The 22,759-nt window shown below is 65.9% G+C and carries 23 protein-coding genes; 18 read left to right on the plus strand and 5 right to left on the minus strand.

All coding sequences use genetic code 11. The features are described from left to right. The first annotated feature begins 208 nt into the window (after positions 1-208). From CXY91_RS11445 to eda, 8 genes are all read left to right on the plus strand, one after another. Complete coding sequence (locus CXY91_RS11445; RefSeq protein WP_248307444.1) at positions 209-1,777, plus strand: ABC transporter substrate-binding protein; 1,569 nt, start codon at positions 209-211, stop codon at positions 1,775-1,777. Between the two features lie 116 nt (positions 1,778-1,893). After that, positions 1,894-2,964 (plus strand): ABC transporter permease, encoded by a 1,071-nt coding sequence (locus CXY91_RS11450; RefSeq protein ID WP_091832080.1) that lies wholly within the window; start codon positions 1,894-1,896, stop codon positions 2,962-2,964. Positions 2,965-2,975: 11 nt separating this feature from the next. Further along, positions 2,976-3,887, plus strand: a complete 912-nt coding sequence (nikC, locus tag CXY91_RS11455) for a nickel transporter permease (protein WP_100961382.1) — start codon at positions 2,976-2,978, stop codon at positions 3,885-3,887. Between the two features lie 5 nt (positions 3,888-3,892). Further along, entirely contained in the window at positions 3,893-4,732 is an 840-nt protein-coding gene (locus tag CXY91_RS11460; protein WP_100961384.1) for an ABC transporter ATP-binding protein, read from the plus strand. Beyond that, positions 4,729-5,484, plus strand: coding sequence for an ABC transporter ATP-binding protein (locus CXY91_RS11465; RefSeq protein ID WP_248307445.1), 756 nt, complete (start codon positions 4,729-4,731; stop codon positions 5,482-5,484). The genes CXY91_RS11460 and CXY91_RS11465 overlap by 4 nt, the downstream gene beginning before the upstream one ends. A 109-nt stretch (positions 5,485-5,593) precedes the next feature. Continuing rightward, positions 5,594-7,102: a glucose-6-phosphate dehydrogenase gene (gene zwf / locus CXY91_RS11470; RefSeq protein WP_100961388.1), complete on the plus strand. Its 1,509-nt coding sequence runs from the start codon at positions 5,594-5,596 to the stop codon at positions 7,100-7,102. Beyond that, on the plus strand, positions 7,099-7,788 hold the full coding sequence (gene pgl, locus CXY91_RS11475; RefSeq protein WP_158673377.1) for a 6-phosphogluconolactonase: 690 nt from the start codon (positions 7,099-7,101) through the stop codon (positions 7,786-7,788). The genes zwf and pgl overlap by 4 nt, the downstream gene beginning before the upstream one ends. A 25-nt stretch (positions 7,789-7,813) precedes the next feature. Continuing rightward, positions 7,814-8,458: a bifunctional 4-hydroxy-2-oxoglutarate aldolase/2-dehydro-3-deoxy-phosphogluconate aldolase gene (eda, locus tag CXY91_RS11480; protein ID WP_091832065.1), complete on the plus strand. Its 645-nt coding sequence runs from the start codon at positions 7,814-7,816 to the stop codon at positions 8,456-8,458. Here eda and CXY91_RS11485 read toward each other — a convergent pair. After that, on the minus strand, positions 8,455-9,018 hold the full coding sequence (locus CXY91_RS11485) for a DUF2239 family protein (protein ID WP_100961392.1): 564 nt from the start codon (positions 9,016-9,018) through the stop codon (positions 8,455-8,457). The two genes, eda and CXY91_RS11485, sit on opposite strands and share 4 nt — an antisense overlap. Positions 9,019-9,116: 98 nt before the next feature. Between CXY91_RS11485 and CXY91_RS11490 the strand changes: the two genes are divergently transcribed. Then, positions 9,117-9,452, plus strand: a complete 336-nt coding sequence (locus CXY91_RS11490; protein WP_100961394.1) for a GIY-YIG nuclease family protein — start codon at positions 9,117-9,119, stop codon at positions 9,450-9,452. A 185-nt stretch (positions 9,453-9,637) separates the two neighbouring features. Here CXY91_RS11490 and CXY91_RS11495 read toward each other — a convergent pair whose 3' ends face one another. Together CXY91_RS11495 and CXY91_RS11500 are read right to left on the minus strand one after the other, a co-directional pair. Next, the gene (locus CXY91_RS11495) at positions 9,638-10,744 is read right to left on the minus strand and encodes an NAD(P)/FAD-dependent oxidoreductase (RefSeq protein ID WP_100961396.1); all 1,107 of its coding nucleotides are present in this window, start codon (positions 10,742-10,744) and stop codon (positions 9,638-9,640) included. After that, positions 10,741-11,916 (minus strand): M20 aminoacylase family protein, encoded by a 1,176-nt coding sequence (locus tag CXY91_RS11500; protein ID WP_100961398.1) that lies wholly within the window; start codon positions 11,914-11,916, stop codon positions 10,741-10,743. The genes CXY91_RS11495 and CXY91_RS11500 overlap by 4 nt, the downstream gene beginning before the upstream one ends. A gap of 227 nt (positions 11,917-12,143) precedes the next feature. Here CXY91_RS11500 and CXY91_RS11505 point away from each other — a divergent pair, with 227 nt between their 5' ends. After that, positions 12,144-13,094, plus strand: a complete 951-nt coding sequence (locus tag CXY91_RS11505) for a phosphoribosylaminoimidazolesuccinocarboxamide synthase (protein ID WP_100961400.1) — start codon at positions 12,144-12,146, stop codon at positions 13,092-13,094. A gap of 97 nt (positions 13,095-13,191) precedes the next feature. Beyond that, entirely contained in the window at positions 13,192-13,767 is a 576-nt protein-coding gene (locus tag CXY91_RS11510; RefSeq protein ID WP_100961402.1) for a BA14K family protein, read from the plus strand. Between the two features lie 70 nt (positions 13,768-13,837). Here the strand turns inward: CXY91_RS11510 and CXY91_RS11515 are convergent, their stop codons facing one another. Beyond that, entirely contained in the window at positions 13,838-14,806 is a 969-nt protein-coding gene (locus CXY91_RS11515; RefSeq protein WP_158673378.1) for a threonine ammonia-lyase, read from the minus strand. Between the two features lie 150 nt (positions 14,807-14,956). Here CXY91_RS11515 and argE point away from each other — a divergent pair, with 150 nt between their 5' ends. The 7 genes from argE (at position 14,957) to CXY91_RS11545 (ending at position 22,506) form a co-directional block, all read left to right on the plus strand. Beyond that, entirely contained in the window at positions 14,957-16,105 is a 1,149-nt protein-coding gene (gene argE / locus CXY91_RS11520) for an acetylornithine deacetylase (protein ID WP_248307446.1), read from the plus strand. Positions 16,106-16,341: 236 nt separating this feature from the next. Continuing rightward, positions 16,342-17,931, plus strand: coding sequence for an ABC transporter substrate-binding protein (locus tag CXY91_RS11525; RefSeq protein ID WP_091832038.1), 1,590 nt, complete (start codon positions 16,342-16,344; stop codon positions 17,929-17,931). 102 nt (positions 17,932-18,033) lie between these two features. Continuing rightward, the gene (locus CXY91_RS11530) at positions 18,034-19,014 is read left to right on the plus strand and encodes an ABC transporter permease (RefSeq protein ID WP_091832035.1); all 981 of its coding nucleotides are present in this window, start codon (positions 18,034-18,036) and stop codon (positions 19,012-19,014) included. A gap of 7 nt (positions 19,015-19,021) precedes the next feature. Further along, positions 19,022-19,969, plus strand: a complete 948-nt coding sequence (locus CXY91_RS11535) for an ABC transporter permease (RefSeq protein WP_091832032.1) — start codon at positions 19,022-19,024, stop codon at positions 19,967-19,969. A 4-nt stretch (positions 19,970-19,973) separates the two neighbouring features. After that, a complete protein-coding gene (locus CXY91_RS30165) occupies positions 19,974-20,519 on the plus strand; it encodes a HEPN domain-containing protein (RefSeq protein WP_158673379.1) in 546 nt (181 codons plus the stop codon). Beyond that, positions 20,516-21,517 carry an ABC transporter ATP-binding protein gene (locus CXY91_RS11540; protein WP_091832029.1) on the plus strand — a complete coding sequence of 334 codons (1,002 nt, stop codon included), beginning with the start codon at positions 20,516-20,518 and terminating at the stop codon, positions 21,515-21,517. The genes CXY91_RS30165 and CXY91_RS11540 overlap by 4 nt, the downstream gene beginning before the upstream one ends. Further along, complete coding sequence (locus CXY91_RS11545) at positions 21,514-22,506, plus strand: ABC transporter ATP-binding protein (RefSeq protein ID WP_100961408.1); 993 nt, start codon at positions 21,514-21,516, stop codon at positions 22,504-22,506. Before CXY91_RS11540 ends, CXY91_RS11545 begins: the two co-directional genes overlap by 4 nt. Before the next feature lie 7 nt (positions 22,507-22,513). Here CXY91_RS11545 and CXY91_RS11550 read toward each other — a convergent pair whose 3' ends face one another. After that, complete coding sequence (locus CXY91_RS11550) at positions 22,514-22,738, minus strand: hypothetical protein (protein WP_100961410.1); 225 nt, start codon at positions 22,736-22,738, stop codon at positions 22,514-22,516. Positions 22,739-22,759: the final 21 nt, after the last annotated feature.

Raw genomic sequence — 22,759 nt, forward strand, 5'->3', positions numbered from 1 at the left:
GCGGAGCAAGCCCGTTCCTGCGCAGGAATGCGCCGGCAATTCAGGCTGTTGCGCAACAAGCGTGCATGCTGGACGCCATCCCTCGCACACTGCTCTTCCCCGGCTGGACATCGGCCATGATCTGGCCACAGAGTGCGCGCCAACGGGCGCCTGCGAGTGCCCGCAGACCACACAACGGGGATTTTCCATGCGTCATGTAGCGAAATTGATGGCGGCTTCTGCTTTCGCCGCCCTGCTGGCGAGCGCTGCCCAGGCCCAGACGCCCAAAGACACCATCGTGATGGCCAAGCAGATCGACGACATCATCACGCTCGATCCGGCCGAGGCCTTCGAGTTTTCCGGCGTCGAGGTCGTCACCAATCTCTACGACAAGCTGATCGGCGTCGATCTCAAGAACAACAATGCTCTCGTCGGCGAGCTCGCCGAGAGCTGGACCGTCAGCCCCGACAACCTGACGTACACCTTCAAGCTTCGCCCTGGGATCAAGTTCCACTCCGGCAATCCACTCACCGCCGCCGACGTGGTCTATTCCTTCCAGCGCGCGGTGACGTTGAACAAATCGCCAGGCTTCATTCTCACCCAGTTCGGCCTGAACAAGGATACGGTGCTGGATAAGGTCAAGGCGGCGGACGCCAACACCGTCGTCATCACCGTCTCCAAGCCCTTCGCGCCGAGCTTCTTCCTGAACTGCCTGACCTCCGGCGTCGCCTCGATCGTCGATTCCAAGCTGGTCAAGGCCAACGAGAAGGACGGCGACTGGGGCAATGGCTGGCTCAAGCTCGCCTCGGCCGGCTCCGGCGCCTACAAGGTCCGCGCCTACCGCCCGAACGAGCAATACGCGCTCGACGCCAACGAAGGCTGGTACAAGGGTGCGCCGAAGAGCAAGCGCATCATCGTGCGCCACGTCGCCGAGCCGGCCTCGCAGCGCCTGCTGCTGGAGAAGGGCGACATCGACATCGCCCGCAATCTCTCCAAGGATCAGCTCGCCGCGGTCAAGAGCAACGCCAATGTCGAGATCACCCAGGGCGACAAGGGCTACATCCTCTATCTCGGCCTGAACCAGAAGAATCCGAACCTCGCCAAGCCCGAGGTCCGCGAGGCCCTGAAATGGCTGGTCGACTACGACGCGATCGAGAAGAACATCGTCGAGGGCACCTATAAGGGCCACGAGTCCTTCCTGCCCAAGGGCTTCCTCGGCGCCATCGACGACAGGCCCTACAAGCTCGACGTCGCCAAGGCCAAGGAGCTTCTCGCCAAGGCCGGCCTGCCGAACGGCTTCACCGTCACGATGGATACGCGCTCGGTCAACCCGATCACCGATATCGCTCAGGCGATCCAGTCGACCTGGGCTCAGGCCGGGATCAAGCTCGAGATCCTTCCCGGCGACGGCAAGCAGACCCTGACCAAGTACCGCGCCCGCACTCACGACATCTATATCGGCCAGTGGGGTCCGGACTATCTCGACCCGCACACCAATGCCGAGACCTTCGCCATCAACGAGGACAATGGCGAGGAGGCAAAGTCGAAGACGCTGGCCTGGCGCAATGCCTGGGATATCCCGGACATGACCAAGATCACCCAGGCCAACGTGCTTGAGAGCGATGCGACCAAGCGCGCCGCCGTCTATGGCGAGCTGCAGCGCGACCACCAGAAGGTCTCGCCCTTCGTCATCATGTTCCAGCAGATCGAGGTCTCGGCGCAGCGCAAGGGCGTCGGCAACTGGGTGATCGGACCGAGCTCCGACACCAATTTCTACGCTCCGATCACCAAGAACTGAGGCGTTTCGCCAGCGGAACCCGCCGTAGCCCATCACCAGGCTGCGGCGGGTTCTTGCCATTGGTCCTGGCCTGATCTGGCCGACGCCCTCCAAGAACAAGAAGAACGGAGCCGACGATGGTTTCCATCACTGCACCGACCCCGCCCGCACCCCCGCCACGCGCCAAGAGCGGTGTCGTTCGCTGGGCCAAGATCCTCGGTCGCGAGCTGACCACGGTTGCGATCACCATCTTCGGCCTGCTGCTGGTGACCTTCCTGATCGCCCGCGTCATGCCGATCGACCCGGTGCTCGCCGTGGTCGGCGACCGCGCCCCCGCCGATGTCTACGACAAGGCGCGCCTCGCGCTCGGCCTCGACAAGCCGTACTGGCAGCAATTCGCCGTCTATATCGGCAAGGTGTTTACCGGCGACCTCGGCACGTCGGTGCTGACTGCGCAGAAGGTCACCGACGACATCAAGACCGTTTTCCCGGCGACGCTGGAGCTGGCGACGCTCGGCACGCTGATCGGCGTCGCGCTCGGCGTGCCGCTCGGCATCCTGGCCGCCGTCAACCAGGGCCGCTGGATCGACCAGGTCGCCCGCGTGATCGGCCTGATCGGCTATTCGATCCCGGTGTTCTGGCTCGGCCTGATGGGGCTCCTGCTGTTCTACGCCAAGCTCGGCTGGGTCGCCGGCCCCGGCCGCCTTTCGATCGCCTATCAGGATTTCGTCACGCCGATGACCGGCATCGTCATGCTCGATGCCGCCATGCAGGGTGAGTGGGAGGCGTTCGTGGACGCCTTCTGGCATCTGATCCTGCCGGCCTCCGTGCTCGGTCTGCTCTCGGTCGCCTATATCAGCCGCATGACCCGCAGCTTCATGATCACCGAGTTGCAGCAGCAATACGTCGTGGCTGCACGGGTGAAGGGGCTGTCGGAATGGCGCGTCGTCTGCGGCCATGCGCTGGGCAACGCCCTCGTACCGCTCGTCACCGTGATCGCGCTCTCCTACATGCACCTGCTGGAGGGCTCGGTCCTGACCGAGACGATCTTCGCCTGGCCGGGGCTTGGCCGCTATCTCACCAATGCGCTGCTCAACGCCGACATGAACGCGGTGCTCGGGGGCACGCTGGTGGTCGGCGCCGTCTTCATCGCGGTCAACCTGTTCTCCGACATCCTCGGCCGGCTGGCCGATCCGCGGGCGCGCTGAGGAGGATCGCCATGACCGATCACGCCACCTCACCCGTCACCTGGCATGCCTGGCTGACCACGACCTCGCCGGAATCTCGCCGGCAGGCCAGGCTGGGCCAGCTCTACCGGCAATGGCTCGCCTTCAGGAAGAACCCGGCCGCGGTGGTCGGCCTCGTGATCGTGCTGGCGCTGTTGCTGATGGCCGCCTTCGCGCCGCTGATCGCGCAGCATGACCCGCTCGCGCAGGCGCTCGACCAGCGCCTGCTGGCGCCCTCGGCCAAACACTGGTTCGGCACCGACGCGCTCGGCCGCGACATCTTCAGCCGCGTCGTCTACGGCGCCCGCATCACGCTGGTGATCGTCATGCTCGTCGTCATCACGGTCGGGCCGGTCGGCCTGCTGATCGGCTGCGCCGCCGGCTATTTCGGCGGCTGGGTCGACACCGTGCTGATGCGCATCACCGACGTCTTCCTCGCCTTCCCGCGCCTCGTGCTCGCGCTCGCCTTCGTCGCGGCGCTGGGGCCGGGCCTGGAGAACGCGGTCATCGCCATCGCCTTCACGGCATGGCCGCCTTATGCCCGCGTCGCCCGCGCCGAGACGATGATCATCCGCAATGCCGATTACATCTCGGCGATGCGCCTGCAAGGCGCCAGCCAGATGCGGATCGTGCTCAAGCACGTCGTGCCGATGTGCATGCCCTCGCTGATCGTGCGCACCACCTTCGACATGGCCGGCATCATCATCACGGCCGCCGGCCTCGGCTTCCTCGGCCTCGGCGCCCAGCCGCCGATCCCGGAATGGGGCGCGATGATTTCGACCGGCCGCGAGCAGATCTTCGACCAGTGGTGGGTCGCGACCTTCCCGGGCATCGCCATCTGCGTCGTCGCGCTCGGCTTCAACCTGCTCGGCGACGGCTTGCGCGACGTGCTGGATGCGAGGTGAGCAGCATGTCTGATCAAGCTCTGCTGACGCTCGACGACCTGCGCGTCGACTTCCACACCCCGACCGGCATCGTCAACGCGGTGCGCGGGCTCTCCTTCACCCTCGGCCGCGAAAGGCTCGGCATCGTCGGCGAATCCGGCTCCGGCAAGTCGATGACCGGCCGCGCCATCCTCGACCTGATCCCGCATCCCGGCGTGGTCACGGCCAAGCGCATGGAGTTCCGCGGCAAGGACCTCACGACCATGGACAAGGCGAGCCGCCGCAAATTGCGCGGCCGTCACATCTCCATGGTGATGCAGGACCCTAAATTCTCGCTGAACCCGGTCCAGACCGTGGGCAACCAGATCGCCGAGGCCTATCGTGTGCATCACAAGGCGAGCGCGCGCGAGGCTAGGGAGCGCAGCCTCACCATGCTCGAAGCGGTGCAGATCCGCGAGCCCGGCCGTGTCTATGATCTCTATCCGCACGAGGTCTCGGGCGGCATGGGCCAGCGCGTGATGATCGCGATGATGCTGATCGCCGAGCCGGAGATCCTGATCGCCGACGAGCCGACCTCGGCGCTCGACGTCACCGTGCAGTTGCAGGTGCTGAAGATCCTTGACGATCTCGTCACCAGCCGCGGCATGGGGCTGATCTTCATCAGCCACGACCTGCATCTGGTGAAGTCGTTCTGCGACCGCGTCATCGTCATGTATGGCGGCAAGGCGCTGGAGACGCTGCCGGCCGGCGAGCTCGACAAGGCACAGCATCCCTATACGCGCGGCCTGCTCGGCTGCCTGCCCGATCTCGACCATCCGCGCGCGAAGCTCGCGACCCTCAACCGCGACCCGGCATGGCTGGCATGAGCACGAACTCCGCGATCAACGTCGACAAGCTCAACGTCTCCTTCGGCGACTCGCATGTCGTGAAGGACCTCTCCTTCGCGGTCGAGCCGGGCGAGAGCTACGGCATCGTCGGTGAATCCGGCTCGGGGAAGTCGACCGTGCTGCGCGTCCTCGCCGGCCTCAACCGCGACTGGAGCGGCGAGGTCGACATCCTCGGCAAGCGCCAGCCCAAGCTCCGCGACAAGGCCTTCTATCGCGCCGCCCAGATGGTGTTCCAGGACCCGTACGGTTCGCTGCATCCGAAGAAGACCGTCGACGACACCTTGGCCGAGCCGCTCGCCATCCACGGCATCCGCGACGCCGAGGCGAAGATAAGCCGCGCCATGCAGGATGTCGGGCTGCCGACCTCTTTCCGCTTCCGCTATCCGCATCAGCTCTCCGGCGGCCAGCGCCAGCGCGTCGCCATCGCCCGCGCCCTCGTGCTCGAGCCGACGATCCTGCTGTTGGACGAGCCGACCTCGGCGCTCGATGTCTCGATCCAGGCCGAGGTTCTGAACCTGCTGCAGGCGCTGCGCCACGAGCGCAAGCTGACCTATATCCTGGTAAGCCACGACCTCGCCGTGGTCGGCCATATGTGCGAGCGGCTCCTCGTCATGCAGTTCGGCCGCGGTGTCGAGGAGATGACGGCGGCGACGCTTGCCGCCCGCGCCCCGCAGACGGCCTATGCCCAGCAATTGCTGACGGCGAGCGAGGGCTTCAGGCGGGCGGGGTAGGGGCGCACCGCGCGCCATCCCTGAGCCCAAACCGTTTGGCAAGCTGCCTGCTTGGTCGCATTGTCGTCGCAGGATTCGGTTCGACTGGACCGATCAGGAGTATGCCGCCATGGACGCCATCGCCGAACGCCTGCTGAAGCCGGAGGCTGCGCCGGAGCGCACGCCGGTCCCGCCCTTCGATCTGGTGATCTTCGGTGCCGGTGGCGACCTCGCCTTGCGCAAGCTCTTCCCGGCGCTGGCCCAGCGCAATGAGGAGGGCGTGCTGCCGGAGGAGAGCCGTATCCTCGGCATCGTCCGCAAGCAGGAGGATGTCGAGGGCATCCCCAACGAGATCGCTGCGAAGCTCGCTGCCGCCGGCCTGTCGCAAGATCGCATCGCCGCCTTCCGCCGCCGCCTCACCATGGTGCTGCTCGATGCGGTCAAGCCAGAGACCTATGGCGCACTCAAAGAAGCGCTAGGCGATTCCCAGCGGGTGCGCTCCTTCTACCTCTCGACGCCGCCGGACCTGTTCATCCCGATCTGCGAGAATCTCGCGAGCTCCGGCATCCTGACGCCGACTTCGCGCGTCATCCTGGAGAAGCCGCTCGGCCGCGATCTCGCCTCGGCCCGCGAGATCAATGACGCCGTCGCCCGCATCCTGCCTGAGAGCCGGACCTACCGGATCGATCATTATCTCGGCAAGGAGACGGTGCAGAACCTGTTGGTCCTGCGCTTCGCCAACACGCTGTTCGAGCGCTCCTGGTCGAGCCGCGACATCGACAATGTCCAGATCACTGTGGCCGAGACCGTCGGGCTGGAATCGCGTGCCGGCTATTACGACAAGGCCGGCCATCTGCGCGACATGGTGCAGAACCACGTCCTGCAACTGCTCTGCCTGTTCGCGATCGAGCCGCCGAACCAGCTCGAGGCCGACGCCGTCCGCGACGAGAAGGTCCGGGTGCTGAAGGCGCTCCGCCCGATCGTCGGTCCCGATGTGCAGCGCCACACGGTCCGCGGCCAATATGGGCCGGGCGTCATCGATGGCCAGCGGGTCAAGGGGTATGCCGAGGAGCTCGGCCATGTCAGCGGCACCGAGACCTTCACCGCGATCCGCTGCGAGCTCGATACCTGGCGCTGGGCGGGCGTCCCGATCTATCTGCGCACCGGCAAGCGCATGGCGCAGCGCTATTCCGAGATCACCGTTACCTTCAAGCCGGTGCCGCATTCGATCTTCGGCCGCGCCCCGGGCTGCGAGGAGCTCTACGCCAACCGCCTGATCATCCGGCTCCAACCCAATGACGGCGTCCAGCTCCAATTGATGATGAAGGTGCCGGGCTCGGGCAAGCTCAAGGTCGTGCCGCGCCAGCTCGATCTGCGCTACGAGACCGCCTTCGACGTGCGCACGCCGGACGCCTATGAGCGCCTGCTGACCGATGTGATCCGCGGCGACCAGACCCTGTTCATGCGCCGCGACGAGGTCGAGCAGGCCTGGACCTGGATCGACCCGATCCTAGCCGGCTGGCAGGAATACTATCCCCAGCCGCATCGCTATGCCGCCGGCTCCTGGGGGCCGTCGCAGGCGATCGGGCTGATCGAGCGCGAGGGCCGCTCCTGGGCCGATCCGGAGTTCGGCGAGTGAGCGCGGCCGGCCCTCTGATCCGCCATCGCTTCGAGACGCTGGCCGACGCTTCCGAGGCGCTGGCCGAAGCGGTCGCGATCCGGCTGCGTGCGCTCGTCGCGGCGCAGGGCAGGGCGTTGCTTGCGGTCCCTGGCGGCACCACGCCAGCGCGCTTTCTTGGATCGCTCGGCGCGCACGATCTGCCTTGGGAAAGCATCACGCTGATGCCGACCGATGAGCGCTTCGTCGCCCCCGACGATCAGGCCTCGAACGAGCGCATGATCCGGGCGACCTTCGCTCCCTTGCGCGAAGGCCGGACCCCGTTCGTCTCGTTCCATAACGCCGGCGATGACCTCGCCGCGGCCGCAGCCAGCCTCGACCGCGTGCTGAAGACCCTGCCGCCGCTCGACATCGTCGTTAGCGGCATGGGGGCGGACGGACATATCGCCTCGCTCTTCCCTGGGCAGACGGCGGCGCTGACCGCGCCGGCTTCGGTGCATGCGCTCGCCGCGACCCCGCCCGACTTGCCGCCGCGGCTGTCGCTCTCGCCCGCCCGGCTGCAGGGCGCCGGCCATGTCGCCTTGCTGATCTCCGGTCGGGAGAAGGAGGACGTTTTGGCTTCAGCGGTCGAATTACCGGCAGCCTTCCCGGTCGGCCTGCTGCTCTCGCGCCCGCAGGGGCTCGACGTCTACTGGGCCAAGGCGTAAGCGAGGCGCGAAAGGAACTTTGCCGATGTCGATCGCTCCCGAAATCGCCCGCCTCAAGGCCTGCGGCGTCGTCCCCGTCGTCGTCATCGACGAGGCCGAGATCGCCGTGCCGCTGGCGGAAGCCCTGCTCGCCGGCGGCATCGACGTGATCGAGATCACGCTCCGCCGCCCGGCCGCGATGGCGGCGCTCGAGGTCGTCGCGAAGAAGGTTCCCGGTATCCTGCCGGTTGCCGGCACGGTGGTGACGCCGGCCCAGGCGGCCGAGGTCCACAATGCCGGTGCGCTCGCCGTGGTCAGCCCCGGCTTCACAGAAAGCGTCGACGAGGCCATGCGCAAGACCGGCCTGCCCTGGCTGCCGGGCGTCGCCACCGCGTCCGACTGCATGCGCGCAGTGGGAGCGGGACGCGTCACATGCAAGTTCTTCCCGGCCGAGCAGGCCGGCGGCGTTGCCGGCCTGAAGGCGCTGTCGGGGCCGTTCCCGCAGATGCAGTTCTGTCCGACCGGCGGCGTCTCGCTCGCCAATCTCGGCAGCTACCTAGCGTTGCCGCAGGTGATCTGCGTTGGCGGCTCGTGGCTCGTTCCGGCCGAGGCGGTGAAGAACCGCGATTGGGCGCAGGTGACGAAGCTGTCCAAGGAAGCGCGCGAGAAGGTCGCCGAACTGCGCGGCTAATCCTCCGTTCGCACTGCGCTCCAAGCCAGTTCCTGTGTGTAGGTGCGGATGTCGGCCGGCCAGCCTGCGGCCTGCCGGAAGAAGCCGATCTCGTCATTGGCGAAGAGCGCGCGCGTCGCCTCCTCGAAGCCGGACAGGTTGCCGGCGAGCGCGCTCATGAAGCGATAGGCCGCCTCGCGGGCGATGCGTCCTTGCGTCTCGCCGCGATCGCCACGCCTGGCTTCGTCGATCAGGCGCCTTAGCGCCTGCGAGGCACCGCCCGGCTGTGCCGACAGCCACTCCCAATGCCGCGGCAGCAAGGTCACCTCGCGCGCGACCACGCCGAGCTTCGGCCGTCCGCGCCCGCGCGGCTCGTCCCCCAGCCGCGCCACGATCTCGGCTGGCGTGCCGCGCAGGTCGAGATCGACTACTCGTCCGGTCGCATCGTCGAAGGTCAGTAGGGCTGCGTCCGGTCGCTCGATCAAGTGTTGTTGCACCGCTAGGGCGACCTCGGCCAAGCGGCCGCGAGCCAGGATGCTGTTGCCGTCGAAGGCGGTCGAAAGGCGGTCGGCATCGGACATGATCGGTTCCCGAGTGGTGTCATTAAATACCCGGATAAAAATGCTTGAGTCAATATTGCCCGGGTGATATTTGCGGCGCCTCACATGAGGAGGGCGCTATGCGTCACGAAGACAGGAAGGTCGCCGTCGCGGCCTACAAGGAGCGCAAGGTCGTGGCCGGCATCTATCTGCTGCGCTGCCTTGCGACCGGCGAGCGCTGGGCCGGTCAGGCGCCGGATCTCTCGACGATCCAGAACCGCATCTGGTTCACGCTGCGCCATGGCAGCCATCGCGGACGAACGCTGCAGGCGGCCTGGAACACGCATGGCGAGAATGCCTTCGCCTTCGAGGAGGCCGAGCGGCTGGACGAGAAGGCGCTGGAGGCCGGCCGCGACCGCGTCATGAAGGCGCGGCTGATGCATTGGTGTGCGGTACTGGGCGCGGAGGCGGTGTGAAGTAGGGCGCGGGGAACCCTCTCCTGGAAGGAGAGGGGCAGGGTGAGGTGTAGGCCGTTCGACCAGCGCCGCGAGCGCTTACCGTGCGGTCGGGTTCAGGCTAACGATGTCTCTCCCGAACACCTCACCCCCACCCCTCTCCTTCCAGGAGAGGGGATCCCGCGTTTCCTCACCACGGTTGAGCGTCAGCTCACCAGCCGCTCCACCACCAGATCGGCGATCGCGAGCGAGCTCGTCAGCCCAGGGCTCTCGATGCCGAGCAGATTGACGAGTTCCGGCACGCCATGCACCGCCGGCCCGTCGATGCGGAAATCCGGCATCGGCTCGCCCGGCCCGTGCAACTTCGGCCGGATGCCGGCATAGTCGGCGACGAGCGCATTGTCCGGCAAGGCGGGCCAATAGGTTCGGATAGCCGCGTAGAATTTTTCGGCGCGGGCCGGATCGACGACCAGGTCCTGATCGTCCTCGACCCATTCGACGTCGGGGCCGAACTTGACGCGGCCGGCCATGTCGATGGTTGCGTGGATGCCAAGGCCCGCCGCTTCCGGCACCGGATAGACCAAATGCGAGAACGGCTGCTTGCCGAGCAGCGAGAAGTAGTTGCCCTTGGCGAAGGACTGCTTCGGCACATGCTCGACCGGGAAGCCGTCGAGCTTGCCGAGCAGGCGCGGAGCGCCATGGCCGGCCGAATTGACCACGGTGCTCACGCTGTAGGTCGCCGGGTCCTCGCCGCCGAAATCGACGCTGAAGCCGTCGGTCTCGCGGCGCCACGCCAGGATCGGCGTGTTGAGCGCGAGCGAGCCGCCAGCCGCCTCGCACTCGCCGAGCAGCGACAGCATCAATGCATGGCTGTCGACAACGCCGGTCTCGGGTGAGAGCAGGGCGACCTCGCACGTCACCTCCGGCTCCAGCGCCTTGGCCTCAGCACCATCGAGCCAGCGCAGCGAGGTGACGCCGGAAGCCTCGGCGCGCGTCGCGATCGTCTCCAGCGCCGGACGCTGGCCGGCATGGGTGCCGACGATCAGCTTGCCGCAGGCTTTGTGCGGCAGGCCGCGCTCCCTGAGATAGGCGTAGAGCAGCTTGCGCCCCTCGACGCAGACCCGCGCCTTCAGCGAGCCAGGCGGATAATAGATGCCGGCATGGATGACCTCGCTGTTGCGGGCCGAGGTCTGGGTGCCGATCCCGTCCGCGGCCTCGGCGATCACGACCTCGCGGCCGGCGAGCGCAAGCGCGCGCGCCGTTGCGAGGCCGACGACGCCGGCCCCGATCACCAGGCAATCGATGTCGCTCATGCCGCGCGCTGCGGCATCGCCATCTCGACCAGGCTCGCCCAGTAGGTCATGCCCACGGGGATGGCCTTGTCGTTGAACTCATAGGCGGGGTGGTGCAGCCCGGCGGACTCGCCATTGCCCATGAAGATGTAGGCGCCGGGACGCTCCTCGAGCATGAAGGAGAAGTCCTCCGAGCCCATGGTCGGCGGCACCGTGGTGTCGATCGCCTCCTTGCCGAAGGTGCTCTTCGTCGCGCTGGTGACGAAGTCGGTCTGGCCGGCATGGTTGAAGGTGACCGGGTAGCCGCGCTCGTACTCGATCTCGAAGGTCAAGCCGAACGCTTGGCAGGTGCCGGTGACGATCTCGCGGAAGCGCTTCTCGGCGAGGTCGCGCATCTCCGGCGAGAGCGAACGCACCGTACCCTTGATCACGGCATGCTGCGGGATGACGTTGAAGGCCTCGCCGGCCTGCAGCGCGGTGACCGAGACGACGACGGAATCGAGCGGGTCGGCATTGCGCGAGGCGATCGTCTGCAGCGAGGTGACGATCTGGCAGGCGGAGACCAGCGGGTCGATCGTCTCGTTCGGCTTGGCGGCGTGGCCGCCGCGGCCTTCCAGCTTGATCAGGAAGCGGTCGGCCGCCGCCATCATCGGCCCCTTGCGGATGGCGAACTGGCCGATCGGCAGGCCAGGCATATTGTGCAGGCCGTAGACCTCCTGCACGCCGAAGCGCTCCATCATGCCGTCCTTGCACATCTCGCGGCCGCCGCCACCGCCTTCCTCGGCCGGCTGAAAGATCACGATCGCGGTGCCGTCGAAATCGCGGGTCTGCGCCAGATATTTGGCGGCGCCCAGCAGCATGGCGGTGTGCCCGTCATGGCCGCAAGCGTGCATCTTGCCGGGCACGGTCGAGCGATGCTCGAGATTGGTCTCCTCATGGATCGGCAGAGCGTCCATGTCGGCGCGCAGGCCGATGACCTTGCCGGAATCCTGGCCCTTGCCCTTGATCACGCCGACGACGCCGGTGCGTCCGATCCCGGTGACGACCTCGTCGACGCCCCATTCCCGGAGCTTGTCGGCGACGATGCCGGCGGTGCGCTGCACGTCGAAAAGCAGCTCGGGGTGGCGGTGGAAGTCGCGGCGGATCGCGCTGATCTCGGGTTCGATCGCGGCGATGAGATCGGATTTGGGCATGGTGTCCTCGACAGGTCGCTGCCCTGCGGAAAGCAGGTTGGCAGAAAACGGGTTGCCAGGCGCGCACGCTAGCCCGGAGCCATGCGTCCTGTCCAAGCCGAATGCGGCATGAGGGGTGGGAGGCTGGCGAATGCGTGGTGCGCGCTGTCCACATCGCCACGAAACCGTTAAGAGCCACGCAGCCGGAGAGTGTCGCTCCGGGCGATCCCGAGCTGACGAGCATCCCCATGTCCGAGGCGAACACCATTCGCGATGTCACCATCCCGGAGCTGCCGAACCATTATCGCGGCAAGGTCCGCGAGAACTACGACCTGCCGGACGGCCGCCGGATCATCATCGCGACCGACCGGCTCAGCGCCTTCGACCGCGCCATCGCCTGCATCCCGTACAAGGGCCAGGTGCTGACGCAGACGGCGCGCTTCTGCTTCGAGCAGACCGCCGACATCTGCCCCAACCATGTCCTCGACTATCCTGACCCGAATGTCGTCGTCGGCCAGCGGCTCGATATTCTCCCCGTGGAGATCGTCGTGCGCGGCTATCTCGCCGGCACCACCGGCACCTCGATCCTGACCATGTACAAGCAGGGCCAGCGGGAGATGTATGGCACCCGCTTCCCCGATGGGCTGCGCGACAACGAGGCGCTGCCGCAGGCGATCATCACCCCGACCAGCAAGGCCTTCGACGGCGGCCATGACGAGCCGCTCTCGCCGGCTGAGATTCTCGAACAGGGCCTGCTGACTGCGGCGCAGTGGGAGAAGCTGTCGGACTATGCGCTGAAGCTCTTCGCCCGCGGCCAGAAGATCGCCGCCGAGCGTGGCCTCATCCTGGCCGACACCAAATACGAGTTCGGCACCGATGCCGAAGGCAGGATCATTCTGGCCGACGAGATCCACACGCCCGATTCGAGCCGCTACTGGTTCGCCGGCAGCTATCCCGAACGTCTCGCGAAGGGGGAGAAGCCCGAGAGCTTCGACAAGGACTTCGTGCGCAACTGGGTCGCGGCCCGCTGCGACCCCTATCACGAGCCGATCCCCGCAATCCCGGACGAGCTGATCGAGCAGACCTCGCAGGTCTATATCCGGGCCTTCGAGACGATCACCGGCAGGGCCTTCGTGCCGCCGGCGGCCGATGTGGCGCCGCTGGAGCGGATCAGGCGGAACCTGGCGCGTTATTTCTGAGGCGGGTCGCGGCTCGGCTGGCACGAGCCGGCGCCACGGAACAGCCGCAGTGCGCGCGCGTTGATGGTTGACCGTCCTGCTGCCGAGGGAGGCTGCCATGCGCCGCCTGATCGTTCTTGCCGCTTCACTCGTTCCCCTGCTCGCCTTCTCCGCCAACGACGTCTCCGCGCAGGCCTTGAGCGGCGGCATTGGTCCTGGCGGCGCCCGTGCGATCGGCGGTCCCAGCGGCGGAGGCCGAGCTCTCTCCCGTGGCGGCTTAGGCGGAGGCTATCGTCCCAGCCTTGGAGGCGCAGGCTACGGCTATCGCGGCGGTTCCTATCGCGCTGGTGGCGGCAACTGGGGCTATCGCCCCAACCGCTGGTATGGCGGCGGCTATTACGGGCGGCGCGGCTATTATGGCGGTGGCTGGGGATTGGGCGCTGGAGCTTTGGCGGCAGGGGCCATTCTCGGCAGTGCCGCAGCCTATCCCTATTACTATGGCACGCCGTATTACGACGAGCCGGCCTACTACTATTACCGCCGGCCCTACTATGCCGCTCCGGTCTCGTCGGGCGTTGGCGACTACTGCCGGACGCCGGTCCGGACCTGCCAGCTGATCAATCCGGCCGAGCTCGGCGCGGGCTGCTCTTGCCGCGTCGCCGGCGGGCGGGCTCGCGGCAGCGTCGTTCCTTAGAGCTGCGCATCGCACGAGAGTGCGCCGATGACCGGCGTGCTCCGCCGTCTGGCTCATACCCCCGAAGTTTTTATACCCCGAAGTCCTGCCGCCAGCGCTCGATGTCGTCGAGTGAGACGTTCGAGCCGCACAGCACCAGCGCGACGCGATCCCCTGGCTTGAATTGGTCCTTGCGTGCGATCGCTGCCGCGACCGTGCAGGAAGCGGCGGGTTCGAGCAGGACGCGCCCGTTCTGCAGGACCCAAACCAGCTCGCGCACCGCCTCGGCGTCGCGCACGACCACGATCTCCTCGAGGAACTGGCGCGCTGCCGCCATTGTCCGCTCGGTCGCGAAGGGCGCGCCGAGGGTCCGGGCGATCGAGGTCGGGCGGATCGGCACTGGCTTTCCGGCCTCCAGCGCCTGGGTCATCGTGGTGGCGCCTTCGGTCTCGACGCCGTGGATGCGAACGGCAGGATCGAGCCCCTTCAGCGCCGCGCCCACGCCGGCCGAGAAGCCGCCGCCGCCGATCGAGATGAAGACATGGTCGATCCGCCCGCCGGCATCGGCGGCGAGTTCGAGACCGACCGTGCCATGGCCGGCGATGATCGCCGGATCGTCATAGGAATGGACATGGGTCATGCCCTTGCCCTCGTACTCCTCCGCCCTTGAGAAGGCAGCGAGGGCATCCTCGCAGAGCTCGACCTCGCCGCCGGCCTCCTGCGTCAGGCGAATGTTGAGCGGGGCGACGTTCTTCGGCATCAGCACCAGCGCCTTGATGCCGAGCATGCTGGCGACCAGCGAGACGGCGATGGCGTGGTTGCCGCCGGAGACGGTGACGACGCCCCGCGCTCGCTCGGCGTCGGAGAGCCCGAGCAGCTTGTTGTAGCAGCCGCGGACCTTGAACGAGCCGGCGAGCTGCAGGCTCTCGACCTTGACCACGGTTTCGACGCCGAGCCGGGCCGAGAGGCCGGCGCTCATGAAGGTCGGCGTGCGCCGGACCTTGCCGGCGATGCGGGTGGCGGCGGCCTGGATGTCGGCGAGGGAGACGTCGAAGGGCATGGCGGACTCACGGGAAGCTTTGCTTGGCCGGCACATCAGCGCGCCGGGCGCAGCCCGGTCAAGCGCCGAGAAGCGATTGACGACAGGCAATGCCAGCGTAGCCTGCCGGCACGGTTCATGCCTATTCGCCGATTTCTGGAGATTTTACCCGTGCGATATTCACCCAAGGAGATGCTGGCCAAGCTGGTGTCGTTCAACACCGAGTCCTGGCGAAGCAATCTCGAGCTGATCCATTTCTGCCGCGACTATCTCGCTGCGCACGGCGTCGAGAGCACGATCGTGCCGAGCCCGGACGGACAGAAGGCCAATCTCTACGCGACCGTGGGCCCCAAGGTCGAAGGCGGCATCGTCCTCTCCGGCCATACCGATGTCGTTCCGGTCGAGGGCCAGGACTGGAGCTCCGATCCGTGGACGCTGACCGAACGCAACGGCAAGCTCTACGGTCGTGGCGCCTGCGACATGAAGGGGTTCGATGCGATCGCACTGGCGCTGGTGCCGGAGATGCTGGAAGCGGGGTTGAAGCGGCCTTTCCACATCGCTCTCTCCTATGACGAGGAGGTCGGCTGCATCGGCGCCGCGATCATGATCGACGCCATGGCGGCGGCGGGATTGAAGCCTTCGGCGGTGATCGTCGGCGAGCCCTCGATGATGCAGGTCGTCACCGGCCACAAGGGTGGCACCCGCATGAAGACGACGGTGCGCGGCCACGCCGTGCATTCGAGCCGCGTCGACATCGGCGTCCCCGCCGTGATGGTCGCCGGCAAGCTGATCGCCTGGCACGACGACGTGATGCAGGAGAACAAGGCGAAAGCGCAGCCCGGCATTGCGTTCGAGCCGCCCTATTCGACGCTGCATGTCGGGGTCGTCGCCGGCGGCACGGCGGTCAACATCACCGCCGAGCACGCCAGCTTCAGCCATGAGGTCCGCGTCATGCCCGGCGACGATACCGACTATGTCGCGCGCTATCGGGCGAAGATCGCCGAGCTCGAGGCGCCGATGAAGGCGATCGCCCCCGAGACCGGCATCACCATGGAGATCACCTCCCAGACGCCGCCGCTGGCGCCGGAGAAGGACGGCGTGGCGGAGACGCTGTCGCGTCGCATCACCGGCGACAACGCCAGTCACGTCGTTGCCTATGGCACAGAGGGCGGACTGTTCCAGGCGGCCGGCTGGTCGACGGTGGTCTGCGGACCCGGCGATATCGCCCAGGCGCATCAGCCGGATGAGTTCCTCACAGTGGCCCAGCTCGACGCCGGCACCGCCTTCGTCCGTGCGCTGATCACGGAACTGGCCCGCTGAGCGCACAGGGCGGGGTGCTTCATTGCAGGCTTTTGCCTCGCCCTTCGCAGCTTCGTGCGCCGCATTAGTTGGATTCGCAACAAAGTTCGATCTGGAACGAAGTCGATTGGACGCACTGGACGCGGGCTTCGAACCGTCATTAATCTGCCGCCTTCGTCGTCCTGCCGCCAAAATAGGCGCGCGGCCGGCACCGCTCCTGGGGAGGAGTGGTTTTCAACCAGAGGGAGCAGTCTCACATGTCGTTCAAGACCAATTGCCTGGCAGCCGTTGCCGCCCTGGCCTTGATGTGCGGGGCTGCGCAAGCCCAGACCTTGCGATACGCCAACCAGGGCGAGCTGAAGTCGCTCGATCCCTATACCGTCAACGAGACCACCACCAACGCCCATCTCGGCCATCCCTATGAGGGCCTGACGGCTCGCGGCAAGGATCTGAAGATCGAGCCGGCCCTCGCCGAAAAGTGGGAGATTTCGGCGGACGGCCTGAAGTGGCGCTTCTACCTGCGCAAGGGCGTCAAGTTCCACGACGGCTCGGATTTCACCGCCGACGACGTGATCTTCTCGGCCGACCGCGTCCGCGCCCAGGGCTCGAACTTCACCACCCGCATCCCGACGAGCGCCAAGTTCGTCAAGGTCGACGACCACACGGTCGACGTGGTCCTGACCGCGCCGAACCCGATTCTGAACGCGCAGTGGGACACCTGGTACATCATGTCGAAGAAGTGGGCGGAGGCGAACAACGCCGTCGCTCCGACCCCGGCGGCGGCGACCACCCCGAGCCATGCCTCGCTCAACGCCAACGGCACCGGCCCCTACAAGATCGAGAGCCACCAGCCGGGCGTGAAGACCGTCTTCAAGCTCAACGAGAATTACTGGAAGAAGATCGAAGGCAACATCAAGGAGATCATCTTCACCCCGATCTCCTCGGATGCGACCCGCGTCGCCGCGCTGCTCTCCGGTGAGGTCGACGTGATCGAGCCGGTTCCGATCCAGGACATCCAGCGCGTCAACGCTGCCGGCAACGCCCAGGTTCTGACCGGCCCCGAGCTGCGCACCATCTTCCTCGGCTTCGACCAGACCCGCGACGAGCTGCTGGAATCGAGCGTCAAGGGCAAGAACCCGTTCAAGGACCCGAAAGTCCGCCAGGCCTTCTACCAGGCGATCGACATCGAGACGATCAAGAGCCGCGTCATGCGCGGACTCTCGACCCCGTCGCCGCTGATGATCGCGCCGGAGCTCTATCCGCATGCCGGCTTCACCCGGGCCAAGTTCGACACCGAGGCCGCCAAGAAACTGCTCGCCGAGGCCGGCTATCCGCAGGGCTTCGAGCTCGGCATGGACTGCCCGAACGACCGCTACGTCAATGACGGCCAGATCTGCCAGGCCGTGGTCGGCATGCTCGCCCGCATCGGCGTCAAGGTGAACCTCAACGCCCAGCCCAAGGCGCAGTACTTCGCCAAGGTGCTGAAGCCCGGCGGTTACAAGACCTCGTTCTACCTGCTCGGCTGGACCCCCGGCACCTTCGACAGCCACAACGTCCTCTATGACATCCTCGGCTGCCGCGACGTCGCCGGTTCCTCCCGCGGCGAGTCGAACCTTGGCAACTACTGCAACAAGAAAGTCGACGAGCTGACCGACAAGATTCTCGTCGAGTCGGATACCGCCAAGCGCAACGCCATGATCGGCGAGGCGTACAAGATGACCGTCGACGAGTTCTCCTACATCCCGCTGCATCAGCAGGCCCTGGCCTGGGGTGTGTCGAAGAAGGTGAAGCTCGCCCAGCGCGCCGACAATTCGGTGCTGCTCTACTACGCCACCAAGGAGCAGTGAGGGCCTGAGGGCGCGTAGGCGAGGAGCCAACGCGCCCTTTCTCTATCTGCAGCAGAGAGGCCGTTCCTGCGGAGCGGCTTCAGATTCCTTGTAAGGGCGATCATGCTCGCATTTGTCCTGCGCCGGCTGTTCCAGTCGCTGATCGTGATGCTCGCGGTCGCGCTCATCGCCTTCGCCATGTTCCGCTTCGTCGGCGATCCGGTGAACCAGATGGTCGGCGTCGACACGCCGCAGGAGCAGGTCGCGCAACTGCGCCAGACGCTCGGCCTCGACGAACCGGTGGTCGTCCAGTTCGCGCGCTACATCTACAACGCCGCGCGGCTCGAGTTCGGCGTCTCCTATCAGTTCCGCCTGCCGGTGATCTCGCTGCTCGGCGAGCGCGCCCCAGCGACGCTGGAGCTCGCCTTCATGTCGGCGCTGTTCTCGCTTCTCGTCGGCATACCCATGGGCGTCTACACCGCGCTGCGCCGCGACAGCTGGCTGGCCAAGATCTTCCAGACGGTCTCGCTGGTCGGCATCAGCCTGCCGACCTTCCTGATCGGCATCCTGCTGATCTACCTGTTCTCGGTCACGCTCGGTTGGCTGCCCTCGTTCGGGCGCGGCGAGGTCGTCAAGCTCGGCAACTGGTGGACGACCGGGCTTTTGACCGCCTCGGGCTGGAAAGCGCTGATCCTGCCTTCGATCACGCTCGGCCTGTTCCAGATGACGCTGATCATGCGTCTCGTCCGGGCCGAGATGCTCGAGGTGCTGCGCACCGACTACATCAAGTTCGCCCGTGCCCGCGGCCTCAAGACCCGCGCCATCCATTTCGGCCATGCGCTGAAGAACACGCTGGTGCCGGTCATCACCATCGCCGGCCTGCAGCTCGGCTCGATCATCGCCTTCGCCATCATCACCGAGACGGTGTTCCAGTGGCCGGGCATGGGTCTGCTCTTCCTCAAGGCGGTGCAGCAGGTCGATATCCCGATCATGGCCGCCTACCTCATGTTGATCTCCTTCCTGTTCGTCAGCATCAACCTGATCGTCGACCTGCTCTACGCATTGGTCGATCCGCGCCTGCGCGCGACGATCGGGGCGCATTGAGGCCGTCATGAGCGCGCAACCCGCTTCCCCCACGAAACAGCCACCCTCGCTCTGGGCGCGCATCCTCGACAGCGACATCCTCGCGAGCTTCCTGCGCTCCAAGGTGACGATGGTCGCAGCCGTCATCGTGCTGGCGCTGTTCATCGGCGCCTTCTTCTCGCCCTGGATCGCGCCGACCAACCCGTTCGACCCGGCGACCGTCTTCCTCTCTGACGCGAACATCCCGCCGGCCTGGCAGCAGGGCGGCGATCCCAAGTTCATCCTCGGCACCGACGACCAGGGCCGCGACCTCTATTCGGCGATCCTCTACGGCCTGCGCGTCTCGCTGATCGTCGGCCTGCTCGGGGTCGCCCTGGCGGCGACGATCGGCATCACGCTCGGCCTGCTTGCCGGCTATCTCGGCGGCCGTGTCGACTCGCTGATCATGCGCATCGCCGACGTGCAGCTGACCTTCCCGGCGATCCTGATCGCGCTGCTGATCGATGGCGTCGTCCGCGGCATCTTCAAGCACGCCAACCGCGAGGACACCGCGCTCTACGTGCTGGTGATCTCGATCGGACTGAGCTTCTGGGTGCAGTATGCCCGCACCATCCGCGGCTCGACCCTGGTCGAGCGCAACAAGGACTATGTCCAGGCCGCCCGCCTCGTCGGCCTGCCGGCGCCTCTCATAATGCTGCGCCATGTCCTGCCGAATGTGATCGGCCCGGTGCTGGTCATCCTGACGATCAATCTTGCGCTTGCCGTCATCACCGAGGCGACGCTCTCCTTCCTCGGCGTCGGCCTGCCGCCGACCCAGCCCTCGCTGGGCACGCTGATCTCGATCGGCAACCGCTACCTGTTCTCCGGCGACTGGTGGATCGTCACCTTCCCCGGTGTGACGCTGGCGATCCTGGTGCTCGCCGTGAACCTGCTCGGCGACTGGCTGCGCGACGCCCTGAACCCGCGGTTGAGGTGATTTGATGCTGAGTATCGATGTCACTGCGATCGATATATTGATGAAGTCGCATGCAGCCCTGAAGGCGCAAGAGAAAGCACAGTTCCCGGATAAATCGGTTCCTCATCGCTTTGGTGCAGAGATATTCGCTGGAGCAATAGTGATGATGTCTTCACTAATGCAGGCGTATGTCGAAGAGATATTTGAAGAGTGCTTCAAAAAGAAATTTATGAATCTGAAATCAGAGGCCGACATAAAAGAATATTGGAGGTCAGTCGGAAATTGGGGTAATCCAAATCAGAATAATATCAATAAATTGTTTTTGCGGCTTGGGATTATAGATGTTCTTGCTGATTTTAAATTTTACTCAGCCGATCATTCAGGCGATATGAAGAGACTCAGAGCGTTAAATGAAATAAGAAACAAGATCGCACATGGAGAAATTAAGTACGAATACATTGTAGATGGAGTGTCTCATAAGCTCTCGCAAGGGGAAATGTGGAACTGGAGAAATTTTGTGTATAGCTTTGGCCAAAATTTCGAAAACTATGTGATAGCAAAGCAGCTATGAGCGAGACCGTCCTCTCCGTCCAGGATCTCACCGTCGAGTTCGTCACCAGACGCGGCACGTTGCGCGCGCTCGACAGGATCTCCTTCGACATCGCCCGCGGCGAGGTGCTTGGCGTCGTCGGCGAATCCGGCGCCGGCAAGTCGGTCACCGGCTCGGCGATCATCGGCCTGATCGATCCGCCCGGTCGCATCGCCGATGGCAAGGTCGTGCTCTCCGGCGAGCGTGTCGACCATCTCCCGCCCGAGCAGATGCGCCGCGTTCGCGGCAAGCGCATCGGCATGATCTTCCAAGATCCGCTGACCAGCCTGAACCCGCTCTACCGGGTCGGCGAGCAATTGATCGAGACGATCCAGACCCATACCGATCTCAACGCCGCCGATGCCCGCAAGCGCGCCATCGCCTTGCTCGACGAGGTCGGCATCCCCGCGCCCGAACGGCGCATCGACGGCTACCCGCACGAATTCTCCGGCGGCATGCGCCAGCGCGTCGTCATCGCGCTCGCGCTCTGCGCCGAGCCCGAATTCATCATCGCCGACGAGCCCACCACGGCGCTCGACGTCTCCGTGCAGGCGCAGATCATCGGCCTGATCAAGCGGCTCTGCAAGGAGCGCGGGACCTCGGTGATGCTGGTGACGCACGACATGGGCGTGATCGCCGAGACGGCCGACCGGGTCGCGGTGATGTATGCCGGCCGTGTCGCCGAGATCGGCCCGGTGCGAGAGGTGATCAAGCAGCCGCTCCACCCCTATACGCAGGGGTTGATGGGCGCGATTCCCTCGATCACGGGCGATGCTTCCAGGCTTGTGCAGATCCCGGGTTCGATGCCCAGGCTTTCCAGCATCCCCCAGGGCTGCGCCTTCAATCCGCGCTGCGCCAAGGTGTTCGACCGCTGCCGGATCGACCGGCCGGAGCTCATCGATGTCGGCGGGCACCAGGTCGCCTGCCATCTCTACGACAAGGCCAAGGCGCCGGCCGGCAAGACGGAGATCGCCGCGTGAGCGACAAAGCCTTCGTCCAGGTCCGCGACCTCAAGCGCGTCTTCGATGTCTCCAGGCCCTGGCTCAACCGGGTGCTGGAGCGCCAGGACAAGCAATTCCTCAAGGCTGTCGACGGCGTCTCCTTCGACATCCGCAAGGGCGAGACCTTCGCGCTCGTCGGCGAGTCCGGCTCGGGCAAGTCAACCGTGGCGCGCATGGTCGTCGGTCTCCTGAAACCATCCGGCGGTACGGTCGCGATCGACGGCGTCTCGATGAACGACGTCAACGTCGCCCAGGAACGCCAGCGCCTGCGCAAGCGCATCCAGATGATCTTCCAGGATCCTTACGCCTCGCTCAATCCGCGCTGGCGTGTCGGGCGGATCATCGCCGAGCCGATCCGGGCCTTCGGCATCATCCAGGGCGATGCCGCGATCGAGGCGCGCGTCGGCGAATTGCTCTCGCTGGTCGGTCTGCATCCGGACGACGCCAAGAAGTTTCCGCACGAATTCTCCGGCGGCCAGCGCCAGCGTATCGCGATCGCCCGCGCGCTCGCCTCCAACGCCGAGTTCATCGTCTGCGACGAGCCGACCTCGGCACTCGACGTCTCCGTCCAGGCGCAGATCCTCAACCTGATGCGCGACCTGCAGGAGAAGTTCGGGCTGACCTATCTCTTCATCAGCCATAATCTCGCGGTCGTCCGGCACATGGCGACGCGCATCGGCGTGATGTATCTCGGCCGCCTGGTCGAGGTCTCGGACGGCAAGCAGCTCTTCGCCGCGCCGCGCCACCCCTATACCAAGATGCTGCTCGACGCGGTGCCCGACCTCGCCATGGTCGGCAAGCCGCGCGAAGGCGTGAAGGGCGAGATCCCGAACCCGATCAACCCACCCTCGGGCTGCACCTTCCATCCGCGCTGCCCGCTGGTCTTCGATCGCTGCCGCATCGAGAACCCGCCGGTGATCGACGGAGTCGCCTGCCATGCGGTCAATACGGGCCGGGAAGCGGCGTAAGACCTGCTCAGGCGACGCGTCGGCCGCTCGTGTTGAGCAGGGCCCAGCCCTTTCCTGTCACGGCGATCAGTCTGCCCTGCCGTGCGAGATAGCCATGCTCGACCGCGTCCTCCCAGACCGTCAGGCGCGGGCAGGAGGTGCGCCAGCTCTCCATGAGGTCGGCATGGCTGCGCTTCTCGCGCGCGACCCATTCGACGAGATCGAGGATGAGCGGATCATCTGCGGCAAGCATCGCGGCCTCGCCTTCCGATCG

The organism is Allobosea sp. FBZP-16 (assembly GCF_002831785.1).
Taxonomy (GTDB): Bacteria; Pseudomonadota; Alphaproteobacteria; order Rhizobiales; family Beijerinckiaceae; genus Allobosea; species Allobosea lupini.